At 36.7% G+C, this 19,508-nt stretch carries 21 protein-coding genes, 3 pseudogenes and 1 CRISPR repeat array; of the genes and pseudogenes, 13 read left to right on the top strand and 11 right to left on the bottom strand.

The window, feature by feature from the left end; all coding sequences use genetic code 11:
• The first annotated feature begins 257 nt into the window (after positions 1–257).
• Together tatC and pdhA are read left to right on the top strand one after the other, a co-directional pair.
• The gene (gene tatC, locus FJR05_RS02855; RefSeq protein ID WP_168642722.1) at positions 258–1,046 is read left to right on the top strand and encodes a twin-arginine translocase subunit TatC; all 789 of its coding nucleotides are present in this window, start codon (positions 258–260) and stop codon (positions 1,044–1,046) included.
• Between the two features lie 288 nt (positions 1,047–1,334).
• Positions 1,335–2,372, top strand: coding sequence for a pyruvate dehydrogenase (acetyl-transferring) E1 component subunit alpha (gene pdhA / locus FJR05_RS02850; protein WP_168642721.1), 1,038 nt, complete (start codon positions 1,335–1,337; stop codon positions 2,370–2,372).
• Between the two features lie 445 nt (positions 2,373–2,817).
• Positions 2,818–3,079: direct repeats of the CRISPR family, unit length 36 nt; unit sequence CTTTCCAAACCAACTTCCCCGCAAGGGGATGGAAAC.
• A gap of 599 nt (positions 3,080–3,678) precedes the next feature.
• On the opposite strand, the gene FJR05_RS02845 is transcribed toward pdhA, so the two are convergent.
• The 3 genes and pseudogenes from FJR05_RS02845 to FJR05_RS02835 all read right to left on the bottom strand — a co-directional run.
• Positions 3,679–4,902 carry a bifunctional sterol desaturase/short chain dehydrogenase gene (locus FJR05_RS02845; protein WP_168642730.1) on the bottom strand — a complete coding sequence of 408 codons (1,224 nt, stop codon included), beginning with the start codon at positions 4,900–4,902 and terminating at the stop codon, positions 3,679–3,681.
• A 58-nt stretch (positions 4,903–4,960) separates the two neighbouring features.
• Entirely contained in the window at positions 4,961–5,383 is a 423-nt protein-coding gene (locus FJR05_RS02840) for a hypothetical protein (protein ID WP_168642720.1), read from the bottom strand.
• A gap of 163 nt (positions 5,384–5,546) precedes the next feature.
• Positions 5,547–5,984, bottom strand: a pseudogene (locus FJR05_RS02835) (ABC transporter); the annotation flags it as partial.
• A gap of 415 nt (positions 5,985–6,399) precedes the next feature.
• On the opposite strand from FJR05_RS02835, the gene FJR05_RS02830 reads away from it, so the two are divergent.
• Together FJR05_RS02830 and FJR05_RS02825 are read left to right on the top strand one after the other, a co-directional pair.
• The gene (locus FJR05_RS02830; protein ID WP_168642719.1) at positions 6,400–6,816 is read left to right on the top strand and encodes a DUF1824 family protein; all 417 of its coding nucleotides are present in this window, start codon (positions 6,400–6,402) and stop codon (positions 6,814–6,816) included.
• Between the two features lie 70 nt (positions 6,817–6,886).
• Positions 6,887–8,794, top strand: coding sequence for an ABC-F family ATP-binding cassette domain-containing protein (locus FJR05_RS02825; protein ID WP_168642718.1), 1,908 nt, complete (start codon positions 6,887–6,889; stop codon positions 8,792–8,794).
• A gap of 25 nt (positions 8,795–8,819) precedes the next feature.
• On the opposite strand, the gene FJR05_RS02820 is transcribed toward FJR05_RS02825, so the two are convergent.
• Entirely contained in the window at positions 8,820–9,161 is a 342-nt protein-coding gene (locus FJR05_RS02820) for a DUF5615 family PIN-like protein (protein ID WP_168642717.1), read from the bottom strand.
• 3 nt (positions 9,162–9,164) lie between these two features.
• A complete protein-coding gene (locus FJR05_RS02815; RefSeq protein WP_168642716.1) occupies positions 9,165–9,491 on the bottom strand; it encodes a DUF433 domain-containing protein in 327 nt (108 codons plus the stop codon).
• A 159-nt stretch (positions 9,492–9,650) separates the two neighbouring features.
• Between FJR05_RS02815 and FJR05_RS02810 the strand changes: the two genes are divergently transcribed.
• The 3 genes from FJR05_RS02810 (at position 9,651) to FJR05_RS02800 (ending at position 11,080) form a co-directional block, all read left to right on the top strand.
• A complete protein-coding gene (locus FJR05_RS02810) occupies positions 9,651–10,319 on the top strand; it encodes an ATP-dependent Zn protease (protein WP_168642715.1) in 669 nt (222 codons plus the stop codon).
• A gap of 76 nt (positions 10,320–10,395) precedes the next feature.
• Complete coding sequence (locus FJR05_RS02805; protein ID WP_168642714.1) at positions 10,396–10,698, top strand: type II toxin-antitoxin system HigB family toxin; 303 nt, start codon at positions 10,396–10,398, stop codon at positions 10,696–10,698.
• Positions 10,679–11,080, top strand: a complete 402-nt coding sequence (locus FJR05_RS02800) for a type II toxin-antitoxin system HigA family antitoxin (RefSeq protein WP_168642713.1) — start codon at positions 10,679–10,681, stop codon at positions 11,078–11,080. The genes FJR05_RS02805 and FJR05_RS02800 overlap by 20 nt, the downstream gene beginning before the upstream one ends.
• A 2-nt stretch (positions 11,081–11,082) precedes the next feature.
• On the opposite strand, the gene FJR05_RS02795 is transcribed toward FJR05_RS02800, so the two are convergent.
• Positions 11,083–11,289, bottom strand: coding sequence for a hypothetical protein (locus FJR05_RS02795; RefSeq protein WP_168642712.1), 207 nt, complete (start codon positions 11,287–11,289; stop codon positions 11,083–11,085).
• A gap of 36 nt (positions 11,290–11,325) precedes the next feature.
• A complete protein-coding gene (locus tag FJR05_RS02790; RefSeq protein ID WP_168642711.1) occupies positions 11,326–11,997 on the bottom strand; it encodes a hypothetical protein in 672 nt (223 codons plus the stop codon).
• A gap of 276 nt (positions 11,998–12,273) precedes the next feature.
• On the opposite strand from FJR05_RS02790, the gene alaS reads away from it, so the two are divergent.
• The gene (gene alaS, locus FJR05_RS02785) at positions 12,274–14,916 is read left to right on the top strand and encodes an alanine--tRNA ligase (RefSeq protein WP_168642710.1); all 2,643 of its coding nucleotides are present in this window, start codon (positions 12,274–12,276) and stop codon (positions 14,914–14,916) included.
• Between the two features lie 44 nt (positions 14,917–14,960).
• Here the strand turns inward: alaS and FJR05_RS02780 are convergent, their stop codons facing one another.
• A complete protein-coding gene (locus FJR05_RS02780) occupies positions 14,961–15,176 on the bottom strand; it encodes a type II toxin-antitoxin system HicB family antitoxin (RefSeq protein ID WP_168538881.1) in 216 nt (71 codons plus the stop codon).
• Complete coding sequence (locus FJR05_RS02775; protein ID WP_137909550.1) at positions 15,176–15,367, bottom strand: type II toxin-antitoxin system HicA family toxin; 192 nt, start codon at positions 15,365–15,367, stop codon at positions 15,176–15,178. Before FJR05_RS02775 ends, FJR05_RS02780 begins: the two co-directional genes overlap by 1 nt.
• 256 nt (positions 15,368–15,623) lie before the next feature.
• Between FJR05_RS02775 and FJR05_RS27830 the strand changes: the two are divergent.
• From FJR05_RS27830 to FJR05_RS02760, 5 genes and pseudogenes are all read left to right on the top strand, one after another.
• A pseudogene (locus FJR05_RS27830) lies at positions 15,624–16,196 on the top strand (pentapeptide repeat-containing protein); the annotation flags it as partial.
• 89 nt (positions 16,197–16,285) lie between these two features.
• Positions 16,286–16,363: pseudogene (locus tag FJR05_RS27825) on the top strand (hypothetical protein); the annotation flags it as partial.
• Positions 16,341–17,048 (top strand): pentapeptide repeat-containing protein, encoded by a 708-nt coding sequence (locus tag FJR05_RS27820; RefSeq protein WP_371416777.1) that lies wholly within the window; start codon positions 16,341–16,343, stop codon positions 17,046–17,048. The pseudogene FJR05_RS27825 and the gene FJR05_RS27820, both read left to right, overlap by 23 nt.
• 61 nt (positions 17,049–17,109) lie before the next feature.
• A complete protein-coding gene (locus FJR05_RS02765; RefSeq protein ID WP_168642708.1) occupies positions 17,110–18,240 on the top strand; it encodes an ATP/GTP-binding protein in 1,131 nt (376 codons plus the stop codon).
• 2 nt (positions 18,241–18,242) lie between these two features.
• The gene (locus FJR05_RS02760) at positions 18,243–18,899 is read left to right on the top strand and encodes a DUF3226 domain-containing protein (protein ID WP_168642707.1); all 657 of its coding nucleotides are present in this window, start codon (positions 18,243–18,245) and stop codon (positions 18,897–18,899) included.
• 37 nt (positions 18,900–18,936) lie between these two features.
• Here the strand turns inward: FJR05_RS02760 and FJR05_RS02755 are convergent, their stop codons facing one another.
• Positions 18,937–19,134 carry a DUF2281 domain-containing protein gene (locus tag FJR05_RS02755; RefSeq protein ID WP_168642706.1) on the bottom strand — a complete coding sequence of 66 codons (198 nt, stop codon included), beginning with the start codon at positions 19,132–19,134 and terminating at the stop codon, positions 18,937–18,939.
• A gap of 61 nt (positions 19,135–19,195) precedes the next feature.
• Positions 19,196–19,381 (bottom strand): type II toxin-antitoxin system HicB family antitoxin, encoded by a 186-nt coding sequence (locus FJR05_RS02750; RefSeq protein ID WP_168642705.1) that lies wholly within the window; start codon positions 19,379–19,381, stop codon positions 19,196–19,198.
• Between the last annotated feature and the right edge of the window lie 127 nt (positions 19,382–19,508).

The raw sequence follows: 19,508 nt of genomic DNA, 5'->3' as shown, positions 1-19,508 counted from the left end.
ACTCATACTGAGTTTTAAATTATTACTTATTTATCAAGTAGTAATAAATTTGTAATGCCATAAAAAGCATAGTAGCAATTAATACTTTTGAAGAAAAATCATTACAAATATAAAAATAAAATTAAAGATATAAATATTACCAGCAATAAATACAGTTATTTTCCTGACTCATTCACAACTTCAAGAGTTTTCAGACCTATTCCCTATAGAATAGTGAACAAAGATTGCCTAACAAACGATTCCCACTCCTCTTACACATGACCTCTTCACAAGACGTAGATACAAATACAATCAAATCCCCAGACTCAGATCCAGAACCATCTATTAACCCCCTAGATGAATTACCAGGTGAAGTAGAAATGTCCATTTTTGACCACCTGGAAGAGTTGCGGCAAAGAATTTTCTATGCCCTTATAGTTGTAGTAGTGGGTATTATCGGTTGTTTTATTTTCGTCAAACCCCTAGTGCAGTTACTAGAAGTTCCTGCTCACGGCGTAAAATTTCTGCAATTAGCACCTGGAGAATTTTTCTTTGTCTCCATGAAAGTTGCCGCTTATGGTGGTTTAATCCTGACCACACCCTTCATACTTTATCAAATCATTCAATTTGTACTTCCTGGTCTCACCGTACGCGAACGACGGTTAGTTATTCCCGTAGTGTTAGGTTCGAGCATATTATTTGTATGCGGCTTAATTTTCGCCTACATTGCACTTATCCCCGCCGCATTGCAATTCTTCATTAACTATGGTGCAGATGTCGTAGAGCAACTGTGGTCAATTGACAAATATTTTGATTTTGTACTGTTATTGTTATTCACCACAGGACTAGCATTCCAAGTTCCCGTCATTCAAATCTTGCTGGCCACCTTGGGAATTGTTTCCTCAAAAATCATGTTAAAAGGCTGGCGTTATGTCATCATGGCAGCAGTAGTATTAGGAGCAATACTCACACCTTCCACCGACCCTCTCACCCAAAGTCTTTTAGCAGGAGCAGTTTTAGGACTATACTTTGGTGGTATTGGACTAGTCAAACTCACAGGGAAATAGTTGTTAGTGGTCAGTGGTCAGTGGTCGGTTGTTCCTTGTTGGTTGCTGCACAGAATTATCATATCTGCGTTTATCCGCGTTCATCTGCGTTCAATTATTCTTAAAATCTTATTTCATGCAGCTTCATTCACTCAATTGTTAATCCCTATGCAGAAAGACAGTTATCCTGATTGATACCATATAAAATAGGTTTTGATAAATTAATTTTGTCAACCCTGGCTAATTTATAGCTAACGTAAACAAAGACAAACTTAACTTTAACTTTTACAATAGGAATACTTCACCAGCATGGCTCAAGAGCGCACATTACCCGCATTTAATACCGCCACAGTCCAAATCACCAAAGAAGAAGGACTAGGCTTATATGAAGATATGACATTAGGACGTTTATTTGAAGATAAATGTGCCGAAATGTATTATAGAGGAAAAATGTTTGGATTTGTCCACCTATACAACGGACAAGAAGCAGTTTGTAGCGGCATCGTTAAAGGTGCAATGCGTCCCGGTGAAGACTTCGTTTCCAGTACCTACCGTGACCACGTTCATGCTTTGAGCGCCGGAGTCCCCGCCCGCGAAGTTATGGCAGAATTATTTGGTAAAGCCACAGGTTGCAGTAAAGGGCGCGGTGGTTCAATGCATATGTTTTCTGCTGAACACCGTTTACTAGGTGGTTATGCTTTCGTAGCGGAAGGTATTCCTGTGGCTGCTGGTGCGGCTTTCCAATCTAAATATCGTCGGGAAGTGTTGGGAGACAAAACCGCCGACCAAGTAACCGCTTGCTTCTTTGGTGACGGTGCTGCTAACAACGGTCAATTTTTTGAAACATTGAATATGGCAGCTTTATGGAAATTGCCGATTCTTTTTGTGGTAGAAAATAATAAATGGGCGATCGGTATGGCTCATGAAAGAGCAACTTCCCAACCAGAGATATACAAAAAAGCCAGTGTGTTTAACATGGTGGGTGTGGAAGTAGACGGAATGGATGTTTTAGCAGTCCGTCAAGTAGCACAAGAAGCTGTAGCCCGCGCCCGTGCTGGAGAAGGTCCCACCTTAATCGAAGCCATGACCTATCGCTTCCGGGGTCACTCTCTGGCTGACCCAGACGAACTCCGCAGCAAGGAAGAAAAGGATTTTTGGTTTGCTCGTGACCCGATTAAAAAGTTAGCGGGTTATTTGGTGGAACAAAATCTCGCCACAGAAGCAGAATTGAAAGATGTGGAAAAGAAAATTCAGGCTGTGATTGATGAAGCTGTGAGATTTGCAGAAACTAGTCCTGAACCAGATCCTAGCGAGTTATATCGCTTTATTTTTGCTGAGGACGTTTAGATTGGGGACTGGGGACTGGGGACTGGGTAATCAGGGAAAGTATGATTTTTTTATCACGCAGAGGCGCAGAGAGTAAGAGCTTGAGCATAGCGGTATGTATTCTTTGTGAGATACAGTCAGCAAATCCCGTAGGGGCGGGGTTTCCCCGCCCTCTATTGTGTTGTATCAAGTGCAATAACCCCTATAAATCAAATTTATACAAAAAAGTTGTTGACTATTCTAGTTACTAAGTAATAGAATAAAACTGGGTAAGTTGAATTTTTTCGACACACCTCCCCTGAACCTTGAAAACCCTATAATTTCGTTGAGGTGTGTCGAAGCCTTACGCACCAAAGATTTCAGCCGACAAAATCCGCCACTTTGTGAGAAAATTTTTCCATTTTTCTGAGGTGTGTCGAAATGGGTATCTGAAACCCTTGCCCAGTAAGCTTTCCAGAAGTGAACTCTTTCCAAACCAACTTCCCCGCAAGGGGATGGAAACGTTACACCAGCCAGAGTCTGGATTCCTAAAGCTTTCTTCTTTCCAAACCAACTTCCCCGCAAGGGGATGGAAACATAAAAGATTGAGTGGTTCCAGAATTTTTCTGAGGAACAGCTTTCCAAACTAACTTCCCCGCAAGGGGATGGAAACGAGTAGTTTCAGAACCTTTGATTTGAGCAATATTTGCAACTTTCCAAACCAACTTCCCCGCAAGGGGATGGAAACGGTAGGGGTTTAGCACTGCTAAACCCCTACCTACTATACAATAACTGTTTAGGCTTAACTAAGCAGCATTGCTCACCGACGTGGCTACGGTGTACACAACCTTACCCAGAACGAGTTTCTAGCCCTGAAAGAAGGATTGAAACTGATGCCACCCACAAACTAAAGTAGAAATTTCGGGAGGTTTTTGAGTGCGCTGAAAGAAGGATTGAAACTGATGCCACCCACAAACTAAAGTAGAAATTTCGGGAGGTTTTTGAGTGCGCTGAAAGAAGGATTGAAACTGATGCCACCCACAAACTAAAGTAGAAATTTCGGGAGGTTTTTGAGTGCGCTGAAAGAAGGATTGAAACTGATGCCACCCACAAACTAAAGTAGAAATTTCGGGAGGTTTTTGAGTGCGCTGAAAGAAGGATTGAAACTGATGCAACCCACAAAACTAAAGTAGAAATTTCGGGAGGTTTTTGAGAGCGATCGCCAAATGAACCACCAAGTTGAGCAATAATATCTAACTAACACCTAATTTTGGCCACTTAATGCCCAAATTATACGATGAAGTGAAAATTCAAGTGACCTAAAATTGAGCAACGCTATCATTTGTAACTATTTGCTTTTCACCCCTTTACTAAAAATGCGATAGTAGAACCAGGTACTAAATTCTTTTACTGGAAATAGTAAATAAGTCAAAGGATTGACTGTGACAATAATATTTCTAAAATCCCGTTTTGCAAAAAATACAATTCCCTTTGCAACTTGCGCTGCTGACATGACACCATAGGGATTTAATTGACTTTTGAACGGACCTAAAATTAATTTGCGAATGACACAAGTTTGATCTAATCTTTTGAGGGTAACAATATCCCCTAATGCTCTTTTGCTGAGTTCATACAAGGGACTTAAAGCTGGAGAAACTTCGGCTTCTGAAGTATTTACCCAAATTTCTTTAGTGGCTTTGTCTTGAGGTCCGGTGACAGTTGCAGAAAAAACATCTATTAATTCCAAAGCGGAAAATGTGTTAACTTGATAGGAATTGTGGATAGCGGCAGAAGTCCTATCTCCATAAACATTTACGCCATGATTGATAATGAGAATATCAACTTTATTTAAACTTTCTTTTAGTTGAGCTTCATTACCCAATTCCCATTTTATAACTTTGACACGCTCTTGAACTGCGATTTTTTCAGGATTAGTTGTTAATGCCACAACTTTGGCATTATGCTTTAATAATTCCGCTGCTAACGCTTGTCCTAATGCACCGGAAGCACCTGTTAAAGCTACGGTTTTACCTTTGAGAGAAAGTCCTGTTCCTAATATTTTATCCACTAGAGGAAATACACCGCTATAGTACGCATTAACATCATCAAAATGATGTCGCCAATGATAGGTTCTATTTACCCACAAAACGGAGGGAATTGTGTCTAATGGTCCGGGTAAATGATTGTAGTCTGTGTCTATTGTTCCTTGGAAATATCGCAGTGATGCACCATATAAAAAAGTAACAGCATAAGCGACTCCTAACCATAATCCCCATTGATGCGCTAGTAAGGCAATTATTGTTAAAATAACTACTAATATTACTGATTCGACGATATCGTGATACAACTGGGAATCTACGTAGGCTTTTTGGGAAATTAAAGTTAAATCCCGCCGATATACAGCATGATGTTTATTATGCCATTTTGCTAACCATGTTATCTGATGGCACAAAGCATGATAAGCATCTCTGACAACTTCTGCGAGTAAGAGTGAGGAAAATCCCCAGGTTGTGAACTGGATACAGTTGTTTACTAAAACCGAGTCAATAGTTAAGCTTTGAGCCAAAATCATCATCTTTTTGGTGATACCTCTTTTTCTTAATTAAACCAAAATTTGAATAAAATTAATATCAGTTGATTTGCTCAACTAATCGCTGTTCTAGTAAATCTAATAATTCATCTACATCTTTGCCGATTTCTTGAAAACAAGTTTCTGGTGATGATTTGGGTGCAAATTGTATTAACTTAATTTCCCCTTTACCAATTCCAATCATGACTACTTCTGTTTCGGGTTTGTTGTTATCAATAATTCCTAAAATTTCTTGGAGACGATTTTCAACTCGCTCATTTAATTTTTCTATTTCGGCTTGGGGACAATAGACAAAATGGGGAGTTGGTTGTAAATCAATCCCAATAGTTCCCTGACTATTACCATTTTCTAACCACAATCCCCAAAAAAGTGCGGCTAGTTCTGGCTGATTGTTTTTGACAAATCTATCTAACTGTCCGCGCCATTTATTCTCTGCTGTTTCTGGTTGAGGAATACTAAACATGATGATTAATTGGTGATTTTATTTTTCTATTTTAACCGAGATTGGATACACTAGATTTGACGATACATTATATACAAGTTTGGTGCGTCAGACATGAAAATCTGTGGATATTAAAAAATATTTTAACTCTGACGCACCCTACAAGATATTTTGTAGATGACATTTATTTTAACCCAGATTGCACACGCCAGAGACTTGTGTAAATGCCATTTTTCTCTAATAGTTGTTCATGAGTTCCGGCTTCGACTAATTTGCCATGTTCCATGACATAAATGCAATCAGTATTACGAATGGTGGAAAGACGGTGAGCGATCGCGTAAGCACTGACTTGTCAGTTCGCAACTGTGGTACAATTAACTGTAATCCGGTTTAAATAACGCTGAATTGCAGCTTCGGCTTCATGGTCTACCGCTAATGTGGCTTCATCCAGGATGAGAATTGGTGAATCTTTTAATATCGTATAAGCACTGATTTGTAAGTTCACAATTCGTTGTCTTTGTCCTCCAGATAACTTTAGCCCCCGTTCCCCCACAATTGCAATTGTCTCATAACCTTGGGGCAGACTCATCATAAAATCATGAGCTTTCGCCATTTCGCTACTATGATGATGTTTTCATTCGTAAATTAATAATTACTTGCAGCTAATATTACCATATAATTGAATTGATTTATTATCAAAATTGAAGCAATAGATACAGTTATCTTCCTTGAGGAACAGAAGAGATAATTTTGAAAAATTGGTAACTTGTAATTTGGCAAACTTCACTTTTGGGAATTATATTAGAAAATATTGTCTCTAAAATAATTATTCCCAGCACCAAACAGCAGGGTATAATAACCGTATCAATAAACCAGATGTGCTAATTTTCAGTGAAGACTACCAAAACAGCAAACATTCCTGCTAAAACTTAGAGAATATGCCATATCAATCTTGATTTTGTTCAAAAATGCTAGTAATGTGAGCAAATCTCACTCCCGAAACCAGAACCAGACGTAAAACTAGACAAATCAATATTATGTCTACTCCCAATCATCAGCAACTCTCACTCCCAGAAGCCAAGAAAATACTCAACAAATTTAACTGTCTGGATATTGCCCCCATTCTTAAACCATCAGAAAAAGCTCCCACTCGTGAGGCATTAATTTTTCTCACCAGTCTTACCGATTATCAAATCTTAGGTATTTGTGCTGATACAGCCGCAGAGGGAATTTTAGCCATGAAAACCTATTCCCGCGCTTTGGGCTATCAAGCACCAACTGATTTACCACATCCAGAAGGCCCAGTTTACATCAAATTAAATGGCAAAAATGGCCTGTGTTATCTCGATTCCTATTCTGGGCATCATCGGGGAGTGTTAGTATCTTGCCAGTCTTATCAAGAGGGAGGAGTTAACGAGATGTATGGACATTTACCCCTCGATTTATTTGTCTAGAATTTCATCTACAATCATCTGTAGGGTGGGCAATGCCCGCCCCATTCTTAATCACTAATTATCGCATAATATGAGCATTGTTACCTTACAATCAGTTAAAAAAGATTTTGGAATTAAAGAACTTTTAAAAGATGCTAGTTTTAGTCTAGATACTAATGACAAAGTTGGTTTAATCGGCACTAATGGTTCTGGTAAATCAACCTTATTAAAAATGATTGCTCGATTAGAATCAATTGATAGTGGGCAGATTTTAGTTAATTCCGGGTCTAAAATTGTTTACTTACCCCAACAACCAGATATAGATGAAAATAACACAGTTTTAGAACAGGTCTTCGCTGATAGTGGTGAAAAAATGAACCTCGTCAGAGAGTATGAAGAATTATCTGATAAATTGGCACATTACCCCGATGATAGTCAGTTAATGTCTCGGCTTTCTAGTGTGATGCAGCGCATGGATACAACTGGGGCATGGGAAGTAGAAACCAACGCCAAAATCATTTTAACAAAATTAGGAATTGCTGATTTTGATGTGAAAGTTGGGACATTATCAGGGGGATATCGTAAGCGCATTGCTTTAGCAGCAGCCTTGATATCAGAACCAGATTTATTGTTAATGGATGAACCTACCAACCATCTTGATGCTTTATCCGTAGAATGGTTACAAAGTTATTTAAATCGCTATCGTGGCGCACTTTTATTAATTACTCATGATCGTTATTTTTTAGATAAAGTTACTAATAGAATTATCGAAATTGATCGTGGTGATATTTACAATTATACAGGTAACTATTCCTATTATCTAGAAAAGAAAGCTTTAGCTGAAGAATCGGCTGTTAGCACTCAACGAAAACATCAAGGAATTTTACGTCGGGAATTAGAATGGTTGAAAAAAGGACCTAAAGCAAGAAGTACCAAACAAAAAGCCAGAATTGAACGCGCTCATGCACTGCGAGATACTGAGTTTAAACAACTTAATGGTAAGGTAGATATTTCTACCGTTGGTAGACGGATTGGCAAAAAGGTTATTGAACTCCAGAATGTTAGTAAAGGCTACAATGGGAGAACTTTAATTAAAGATTTTACTTATGAATTTAGTCCAGAAGATCGGATTGGCATCATTGGCGGTAATGGTGCAGGAAAATCTACTTTAATGGATATTATGACCGCCAGAATTAAACCAGATTCTGGTAGTGTAGAAATTGGGACTACAATTCATATCGGTTATTTTAACCAACATTCAGAAGAATTATTGACGGCTGTAAATGATGATCAGCGAGTGATTGATTATATTAAGGAAGAAGGGGAATTTATTGAAATATCCGACGGTACAAAAATCACTGCTTCCCAAATGCTAGAGAGATTTTTGTTTCCAGGAAATCAACAATATGCACCCATTAATAAACTTTCTGGGGGAGAAAAACGCCGTTTATATTTATTGCGGATTCTCATTAGTGCGCCCAATGTGTTGATTTTGGATGAACCGACTAATGATTTAGATGTGCAGACATTAGCGGTATTAGAAGACTATCTAGAGGATTTTAATGGTTGTGTGATTGTAGTTTCTCATGATCGTTACTTTTTAGATCGGACGGTAGATAGGATTTTTGCTTTAGAAGAAGGTGGGGGTTTACGTCAATATCCAGGAAATTATTCCATTTATTTAGATTATAAAAAAGCTGAGGAAGCAGAAAAACAAGAAACACAAAAACCTGTAATTGTCGAAGAAAAAGTTGTCTCTCCAGTTACAGAGACTAAAAAACGCCGCAGATTATCCAATTGGGAAAGACGGGAATTTGAGGAATTGGAGGGAAAGATTGCTAAGTTAGAAGCAGATAAAACAGCAGTAGAAAGGAAATTAGCTACTCTAGCTGGAAATTATAGTCAAGTACAAAAGCTATATGAAGAGGTGGAAACGCTGAAGAAAAATATTGATGTAGCGACGGAACGCTGGTTAGAATTAGCAGAAATGGATTCTTAAGTTGATTATCTCGTTGTTCTGCGATTTAAATAACCGGACGTACCACACGAATTAATTTCCCTTGCAATGTTCCCTCTACTTTCACAGCCTCATCAATCCGTGCAGAAAATTGTTCCCAATTTCGATTATTCGTACAAACAACAATACCGAAATGGTGATCATTTTGACGATGCAACCGGATAAAATCAACTCTATTGATAGTTAATATCGCTCTCTCTTGATCTATCGCAAACGCCAATACTTCATCATCAGGTATCCTTTGATTAGCACTTCCCGCCTCTTGAACCGTCAAAACGTCATGACCCAAACTCCGCAACAATTCCACAACTTGAAAAGGAAACTGCTCATCCGCATAAAAACGTGCCATGCTCTAAGCCGCCTCATTCTGCTCAATCGCCAATTCTATCTCATCAGCATAAGCCTCTGCATATACCCAAGCATTTGCTAAATCTGTAGCTGTAATCGTTGGATAGCTCGTCAAAAGGTCAACATCACTATATCCAAGCCGGCGAGCCTCCACCAGCACCCAGACAGGAATCCGCGTATTTGCAATGCAAGCCTCTCCACCACAAATTTTAGGAGTTTTCTCAATTCCCTGCCAATTGCTACCAAGACTTTGAGCAAGTAACTGAATAACCTGTACTTTTTCACTAGGTCTGAGGGCAAGAAGTTGTCGTTCTAACTCTTTGACTATCACAGGTGTAAATCCTTATAACGTTTTAGCAATCTACATTTACTATTTTATATCTTAATGGTATTATATCAAATATTTGTCTTTTTCTTCCCAATTACCTATTACCAATTACCACATTTTCATAAATATTATATTATATAAATAATATTAAAAAAACTTCCCATGAGTCAAACTGCGATAAATCTGATTGCTATATCTGTCTTCTTGATGACTTTTTCCAGTCTGTTAGGACCATTAATACATCTTTCTCCCACGATACCTGCTTTAGCTACAGTGACATTTTTAGGAATTGCCACTTTAGATAATTTCAGCTTTCAAGGCAAGGGAGGAACGATAGTATTAGACTTAGTGGCGCGATTTTCTCCAGAATATAAAGAACGTATTTTACATCATGAAGCGGGTCATTTTCTCGTTGCTCATTTGTTAGGAATTGCGGTGAATGACTACACTCTTAGTGCTTGGGAAGCCTGGAAAAAAGGACAACCAGGACAAGGAGGAATAAGTTTAGAAGATAGCGAGTTAACAGCGCAAATAGAAAAGGGTCAAATTACTGCCCAAATGTTAGACCGTTATTGTACTATTTGGATGGCGGGAATTGCGGCGGAAACTTTGGTTTTTAACTCTGCTGAAGGTGGTAGTGATGATAAAAGTAAGTTAACTGAAATTTTGCGAGTTATTGGTTTTTCCGAAGCAGGTTATCAGCAAAAACAGCGTTTTCATTTGCTTCAGTCTAAAACTTTGATTCAGGAAAATTGGGATGGTTATCAAGCTTTGGTAGCAGCAATGAGAGAACGGGTTTCTGTTGAGGAGTGTAAAAAAGTCATTGGTTAATAAATAAGCTATACTTAATTGATGGCTTACTGAAGAGGTAGGAATCATGAACTAACGAATCATGAATTAAATATTTATGCACATCATTACCCGTCGGACACTTTCCGACTTTTGGGAAAAACATCCTAATGCACAAACTAGCCTACAATCATGGTATAAGATTACATTAAAAGCTGAATGGCAGAATTTTGTAGAATTGCGTCAAAGTTTCTCCTCTGCTGATCAAGTTGGTAATCTCACAGTTTTTAACATAGGCGGTAATAACTATCGGCTAATTGTCCTCGTAAAGTACAATTATAAAAAAGTTTTTATCCGTCATGTCCTGACCCATGCAGAATATGATAAGGAAGACTGGAAAAATGACCCTTGGAATACGTAATAACAACGCTTATATAGAATTACTGAAATCTTTTCCTCCGCGTCCTATAACTTCCGAGGAAGAATTTTTGAGTACACAGAAAGTTATCAATTTACTGATTGATAAAGGTGAATTAACACCTGATGAAGAAGATTATTTAGATATTTTAGGAACTCTAGTTTACGAATATGAAGAAAAGCACAATACCATTCCTGATATTTATGGTGTGGAATTACTGAAAGCCTTGATAGATGAATTTAGTGTGTTGCAAAAAGACTTATTATCTATTTTTGAATCCGAGTCTATTTTATCTGAAATATTGACTGGAGAACGCCCATTAACTGTTGATTATGTTCACAAACTAGCAGATTTTTTTCATATTTCTCCGTCTGCATTTTTTTAGATTTATTGTCCCCGTCCTAGTTTGCAATCTGCAAAACCTAATGCTTCTGTATCTAGGAAACTAGCTAAGGCCATTTCAATAATAGCCTCAACTGGATACTCAATTTCAGTTGCACGGGCAATTAAAGCAGTTTTAATTTTTTCCGGTAAGTGTTCTAAGATAATGGCAGCATCAGCGGCGGAAAGTTTCTCCAGCAGTTCTACTTGCATAATTTATCTCACAATTTTTGTTAGAAATCAGAATAATTAATTATCAATTCTGATAGTTAAGCAATCATCTTGCAAATCTGGCGGTATTTTTGCGGGAAACTCATCATTAGAATCTATAATGATGCTAAAATGTTGATCTTCATATTTACCCAACTTTTTGATTTCACGTAGCCATTTAGTGAGATTATCACCCATAACATCAGGATTAGATGTATCGAGCATCAAAAGACGTACTCCACTCTGAGTCATTCTTCGGAGTCTTTTTTCAATTTGTTTAGATGTAATTGATGATGGTTTAATATGGTATGGATTAGCTACAGAGAATTTTTCTATAACTATATTGTAGCGACCTTCTGCAACGGTATTACCATTGTCAATTTTAGCAATGAAAATAAAAATTTCGTAATTATTAGGGCATGGTTCAGAATGAACTAGATTTAAAACATTAGTGGCAATTTTATTCTCTGTAAAATATTGATGTGTTGTTGATTCATCTAGCCATAATGTTTCTAGTCCTTCAGGATTTGAGTAAATGAACTCACGTTGATTAGGATTAAATTCTCCCACATTGATTAAAATATACCCTTTGCCAACTTCCTGTTTTAATTTATTTATTCGCTTAAATGCGTCCGTAAGAAAATCTTTATCTTCAAGCATTAGAGAGCAAAATTTATGTAGTGCTTGCTGCAATAGTAAAGATTTATCCATAATTCTTACACTGTACTCTAGGTAGATGACAATAGTTTATTATAGCAATACCTTCACTAATTTCTAAAAAGTCCATAATAGATAATGATCAGATTGTGTTTCAAAAACTGCTTTTGCAAATATAGCGGTTTCTGGTTGATCTGACTTATGTTCTGTAAAGAGAATTTAGAGACGTTACTGTGTGGGAAGCTTCTGCTACATGAAACGTCTCTACAGTTGTAGAATATAAGTCTTTCATCTGTTTTACTCTAATTAAATTTAATTTCTTAAACACTCATGTCTTCAACTCCCCAGTATCTTAGCGGTAACGATATTCGTCAATTATTCCTCGATTTCTACACCCAACGGGGACACCAACCGCTTCCGAGTGCTTCTCTTGTTCCAGAAGATCCGACTGTGCTGCTGACGATCGCAGGTATGTTACCATTTAAGCCGATATTCCTGGGACAACGGACACCGGAATTTAAACGCGCTACGACTTCGCAAAAGTGTATTCGTACCAATGATATCGAAAATGTGGGACGGACTCAACGCCATCATACATTTTTTGAGATGTTGGGGAATTTTAGCTTTGGTGATTATTTTAAACCACAGGCGATCGCTTGGGGTTGGGAATTATCCACTCAAGTCTTTGGTTTCTCCCCCCAGAATCTCGTTGTCAGTGTGTTTGAAGATGACGATGAAGCTTTTACCATTTGGCGCGATACCATTGGTGTAACGGAAAAACGCATCAAACGCATGGGTGCAGATGATAATTTCTGGGTTTCCGGTGCTACTGGTCCCTGTGGTCCTTGTTCGGAAATTTATTATGATTTTCACCCAGAACGCGGTGAAGATAATATTGATTTAGAAGATGATACCCGATTTATTGAGTTTTATAACTTGGTATTTATGCAATATAATCGGGATGCGTCCGGTAATTTAACCCCGTTACAAAACAAGAATATTGACACGGGAATGGGTTTGGAAAGAATGGCGCAAATCCTGCAAAAGAAGCCGAATAACTATGAAACAGATTTGATTTTCCCGATTATTGAAACTGCGGCAAAAATTGCCAAAATTGATTATTACGAAAGTGATGAAAATACCAAAGTTTCTTTAAAGGTAATTGGTGATCATGTCCGTTCTGTGGTTCACATGATTGCTGATGAAATTCGCGCTTCTAATGTGGGAAGAGGTTACGTTTTACGGCGTTTGATTCGTCGCGTAGTTAGACATGGGAGATTAATAGGAATTTCCGGGGAATTTATTAACCAAGTTGCAGAAACAGCAATTTCTCTGTCGGAATCAATTTACCCAAATTTACGACAAAGAGAAGCTGCAATTAAAGCCGAATTGCAAAGAGAAGAAAGTAACTTCTTGAGAACTCTTGATAGAGGAGAAAAACTATTAGCTGAAATTATCCAAGAGGTAAAACAAAAAGGATTAAATTCCATTGGTGGTGAAAGTGCTTTTACTCTCTATGATACCTACGGTTTTCCATTAGAATTAACCCAAGAAGTTGCTGAAGAAAATCACATTACTGTTGATGTTGATGGTTTCAACGCAGAAATGCAAAAACAAGTAGAACGCGCAAAAGCAGCACATGAAACCATAGATTTAACTGTTCAAGGTTCTTTGGATAAACTTGCAGAACACATTCACTCTACACAATTCATTGGTTATACCCAATTAACAACAACTGCAAAAATTGAAGTTTTATTAGTTGCTGGTGTTTCCGAAGAAGCAGCAGAAGCAGGAACAGAAGTGCAAATTGTTTTAGATAAAACTCCATTTTATGCTGAATCTGGGGGACAAATTGGCGATAAAGGATATATTAGCGGTGATGGTGTTTTAGTCAGAATTGAAGATGTGAAAAAAGAATCTGATTTCTTTATTCATTTCGGACGCATTGAAAGGGGAACAATTAGAATTGGTGATGAAATTACCGCACAAATAGATACCGCTTGTCGTCGTCGCGCTCAAGCTAATCATACAGCAACTCATTTATTACAAGCTGCTTTAAAGAAAGTTGTTGATGAAGGAATTTCTCAAGCTGGTTCTTTGGTTTCTTTTGATAGATTGCGGTTTGATTTTAACTGTCCCCGTGCTTTAACTGCTGAAGAAGTTATCCAAATTGAAGAATTAGTAAATAGTTGGATTTCTGAAGCTCATCCTGCTACAATAGAAGAGATGCCCATAGCCGAAGCAAAAGCTAAAGGTGCAGTGGCAATGTTTGGGGAAAAGTACGGTGATCAAGTGCGCGTGATTGATTTCCCAGGCGTTTCGATGGAATTATGTGGGGGAACTCATGTTAATAATACTGCGGAAATTGGCGTTTTCAAAATCATTGCTGAAGCCGGAGTTGCTTCTGGAGTCAGAAGAATAGAAGCGGTTTCTGGTGCTGCGGTATTGGATTATTTGAATGTGCGTGATATAGTTGTGAAAGATTTGTGCGATCGCTTTAAAGTCAAACCAGAAGAAATACCCGACAGAATCACAACTTTACAAACTGAACTTCGCAACAACGAAAAAGAAATTCAAAGCCTGAAATCACAGATAGCAATAGTTAAATCTGATAGTTTATTACAAACTGCGGAAATAATCGGAGAACATAAAATCATTATCGCCCAAATGGAAGATATTGACGCAGAATCATTAAAATCTGCTGCGGAAAGATTGCTGCAAAAAATTGGTAATGGTGCGGTGGTTTTAGGTTCTATTCCTGAAGCAGGAAAGGTGAGTATCGTTGCAGCTTTTAGTCCTGAAGTGAATAAAAAAGGTGTCCAAGCTGGGAAATTTGTGGGAACTATAGCGAAAATATGTGGAGGTGGAGGTGGTGGAAAACCCAACTTAGCGCAAGCTGGGGGAAGAGACGCAAGTAAGTTACCAGAAGCATTAGAAACAGCAAAAAATGATTTGTTAGCAGCGTTAAAATAGGAGTTTGATCCCCGATTTTTTTAATAGAAGTCGGGGATTTGAGTTTATATTGTCACTGCAACTTTACCAACTTCTGTAGAAGGTTTGGGTATAGGTTTTCCATCTTCTTTCAATACTTCCAAATACAATTCTATAGCTTCCTTAATATTTTCCTGTACTTCTGCTAAAGTATCCCCAATGCTGACACAACCGGGTAAGTCAGGAACATAAGCACCCCAATTTGTCTCACCACGTTCATAAATTACTGTGTACTCAATCATTATATTTCTCCTAATTTTGCTTGTTTCCAAATTGATGAAAGTGTACCTATGGGAATATCATCACTTGGTTTTCCAGGTACAACTACGATACCTGATTTATTTTCATTTTTCAGGATACGGTGACTACCTCTAATGCGATCTATATACCAACCGTCTTCTTCTAGGATTTTGAGAACTTCTTTAACCTTCATTGTTTACTATCATAGCGTGATTAGTGATTTAATAAATTAAGCGTAAGTAGGTAAACATAATAAAACCAATATATGTTTAGTTTTGTGAAACCCGTAAAACAACCTATTTGTAAGGCATTCATTGAATTTACATTTCGTCACATACCTTTAAATTTTTCGGTTTACCTACTTAAAAGCACTAAAACATCAAGTATAATATATTCAATCTACAGAATCAAAAATTTTATTTATTTATTAAGTTAGTTTAAGGAGTTGCATGATTTATCGTCAGGTAAAAATGGAAGATAGAGAACTTTTAAAATTCTACAAAGAAGGTAAAAGAAATTTTAGTCATCATAGATTATATAACAGAAATATTGAACTTCATAATATATGTGATAGGGTTATTTGGACTGATAATGCTCCCCCAAACTTTAGTAATGAAAACCTAGCAGAAATCATTTTAACTCATTCCTACTTGTATGATGCAAACCTGAGTGGTACAAATCTTAGTAGTGCAAGTTTAATTGATGTAGATTTGAGTTATGCAAATCTTAGTGGTGCAACTTTAGTTGATACAGACCTTAAGGATACAAACTTATATCATGCAAACCTTAGTGGTGCTAATCTGTCTGGTGCAGATTTAACCAATACTTGTTTATATAGGGCTATTTTCAAAGATGTTATTATTGATGATAATACCAAAATTGATAAAAAATATTATTTAATTTCGCAAATATTTAATGAAGGAGTAGTAATTAAAAATCTCTCTGGTGTTGATTTAACAGGTGTTTGTTTAGATGGTGCTAACTTAACTAAAGCTAACCTTTCTGGTGCAAGTTTACATGAAGTATGTGTTGATAATCGAATCATTAAAACAAGAAAAGAAGTTATTAGAACAAGCTTACAAAAAGCAATCTTAACAGAAGCGAATTTAGAAAATGCGAATTTGAGAGGAGTAGATTTGAGAGGAGCAAATTTAACAGGGGCAAATTTGAAAGGATCAAATTTAACGGGGGCAGATTTGAGAAGAGCAGATTTAACACAAGCAGATTTGAGGGGATCAAACTTGGCTGGATGTAGAATTAGGGATACTAACTTTTCAAAAGTTGATTTGAGAAACACTGATTTAACTAATACTAAAACTAACCTTACAGGTGCTAATTTTAAAGGAGCATATTATAATAATGAAACTAAATTTCCTACAGAATTTGATCCCAAAACTAAAAAAATGATAACTGAGGCAGATATTCAGAAATATCATAATTCTGGATGGATAGAATTATTAACTAAGAAAAAAATTAAAACAGAAAAATGTCCACCACCACGACCAGGACAACAAGAATTTAAAGAAGAACTAAAAGAAAAATATGGCTATAAGTGTGTAATTAGTGGTTGTAAAATTGAGGAAATTATTGAAGCTGCACATATTATTCCTTACAGAGGTAGTGAATCTCATCATGTTGTCAATGGATTACTTCTGAGAGTAGATTTGCATAGATTGTTTGATAAATACCTGTTAGCTATCCACCCAAAAACAAGAGAAGTGCTAATATCTGAACAAATAGCGAAAGACTATCAAGATTTTATCGGAATAAAAATAGAAAGTCGTCTAACTGGTGAAGATGCTAATAGACAAGAGGATGCTCTTAGATATCATTGTGAACAATGTAATTGGATAGATAAGCAACTTCTGGAATAAGTCAGGGATATGATATAATTAACATAATCATTATTTCTCTGTTGTCTTTATCTTAAAAATTATGTTTACAAGCATAAAAATAGAGAACTTTCGAGGTTTCAAATCTTTTGAACTTCAACAACTAGGTAGAATTAATCTGCTAGTGGGTGAAAATAATAGCGGGAAAACTTCAATATTAGAAGCGGTTCAGCTTTTATGTTCACGGACTAATCTTGAGCCACTTGGTGAAATAATGATTAACAGAGGTGAGTATGTTTGGAGTGATCATAATAAAAGAGATCATCAAGTTGATATTCGGCATCTTTTTTATGGTCATCAAACTGAAGATAAGAGTAAATTTTCTATCTCAGGTATTAACGACAATACCCAAGAAGAGCTTGATGCCTTGATACATACTCCACGTTCATATAATACTATTTCTCGTTATGAGAAAACGGATATTTATGAAGAAGATGCTTCTTTTGATAAGTTAAATAAACTCATTCTTTCTGTTAAATGGAAAATTGGGCAACAAGAATTTGTCACTTTACGAGCAATATCACGTGATGGTGGTATTTCAACCGAATCTCTTAGATTGTCGCGTAATAGCAATAAAGAAGAAAGTTTATCTAGAAAACTAAAAACACAATTTGTTAAATCATCTTCTTTAAAAACAGAGGAAATGATTGATTTATTTGATCAATTAGTATTAACACCTGAAGAAAACATTGTAGCGGACGCATTAAATAAAATAGACTCAAAAATTAAACGTATTGCTCCTATTAGTTCTCAAAAATTGAGGTATTCATCAGATTCACGGGGTGGTTTTCTGGTGCTTCTGGCTGATGGTAAGCGTGTACCTATTGGCAGTATGGGAGATGGTATTTGGCGAATTTTAGGACTCGCATTAGCTATAGTATCAGCTAAAGATGGTTATTTATTTGTAGATGAAATTGACACTGGACTCCATTTTACTGCAATGTCCGATATGTGGAAAATGATTTGGGACACAGCCAAAAAATTAAATGTCCAAGTTTTTGCAACTACACATAACAGTGATTGTTGGAAAAGTTTAGCTGATATTGCACAACAAGAAAATGTAACTGATGACGGAATTAGGATTCATAGAATTGAAAAAGGTAAAGAGAAAAGTATAGTGTTTAATGAAGCACAAATTGTCATTGCTGCTGAAAGAGAATTAGAGGTACGTTAGCAATGGCAAAACATTATCACCCCAAAAGGCTATTAGTTGAAGGTCAAGATGATTTACGAGTCATACCAGAATTAATTGAAAAAAATGGCATTTATTGGGGAGCAAAAAAAGAGGAAGCAATTATATCAATTCAAGAGTGTGGAGGTTATGAAAATATTACTTATGACCTGATATATACAGAATTACAAACTGGAAGATGTACACATTTAGGTTTAATGGTAGATGCAGATGATAATGCGTCTTTACGTTGGCAAAGTATCAGAAATGCTTGTTTGCAAATAGAAAGTATTTCTCATCTTCCTGAACAAATACCAGAAACAGGATTAATTATTAACACATTAGATGGTAAAAAAATTGGTGTTTGGATTATGCCAGATAATATCATCGAAGGGATGTTAGAAACATTTTTAGGTTATATGATTCCAGAACAGGGTGAACATCTTTGGCAATATGCACAGGAAGTAGCAAGAGAAGCAAAAAATAAAGGTGGAACATTCAAAGAATCTTATATTGATAAAGCAGAAATTTACACCTGGTTAGCATGGCAAGATGAACCAGGTAGACAAATACATCAAGCTATCAAGTATAATATTTTAAATCCGCAAACTCAGAAGGTGCAGGGTTTTATCAATTGGTTTAAGGATTTGTACGATTTGTAATCTCAAAATTTAAAGATAACAATAACAACATCACCTTTTATAAATTCTGCCATGCTGCATCTTCCTCTGGTTTTAACCAATCTTTTGCCAGTGAAGATTCACTCATAATCGTAATTTCTAGCATCTTTTTTTGCTGGTGCTTGGTTTGCAAAAACTGGACAAAATCTAAGATTTCCTGTAACACAGGTTCAGATAATTTTTCTAATTTTTGTGTTATTTGTTCTTTAATTGTCATTTGAATTTTACCCTTTCCTAATTGTCAACAGATATGATATCAGCTTCAGCAGTAATTGTATTTATATCGTCACTGCTACTTTACCTACTTGTGTAAAAGGTTCAGGTATAGGTTTTCCATCTTCTTTCAATACTTCCAAATACAATTCTATAGCTTCTTTAATTAGTTCTTCTGTTTCTTGTAAGGTATCACCACAAGCAACACATCCGGGTAAATCTGGGGCTTTCGTGATTTTACAAAAGTCCATATCTCAACCGTTTTTAGTATAATAACTGCGATCGCCTATAAATGGTGATACACCTACCCCAAACTTTCCAATTCTCAGCCAAAACTGCCTAAAATAACCGGCTCTTGCGCCTCTTTTATGGAGAAAA

It is taken from the genome of Dolichospermum sp. UHCC 0259, assembly GCF_009711935.1.
GTDB lineage: Bacteria > Cyanobacteriota > Cyanobacteriia > Cyanobacteriales > Nostocaceae > Dolichospermum.
Note: the sequence above shows the minus strand (reverse complement) of the source record. Positions and strands in the feature narration are given on the sequence as shown.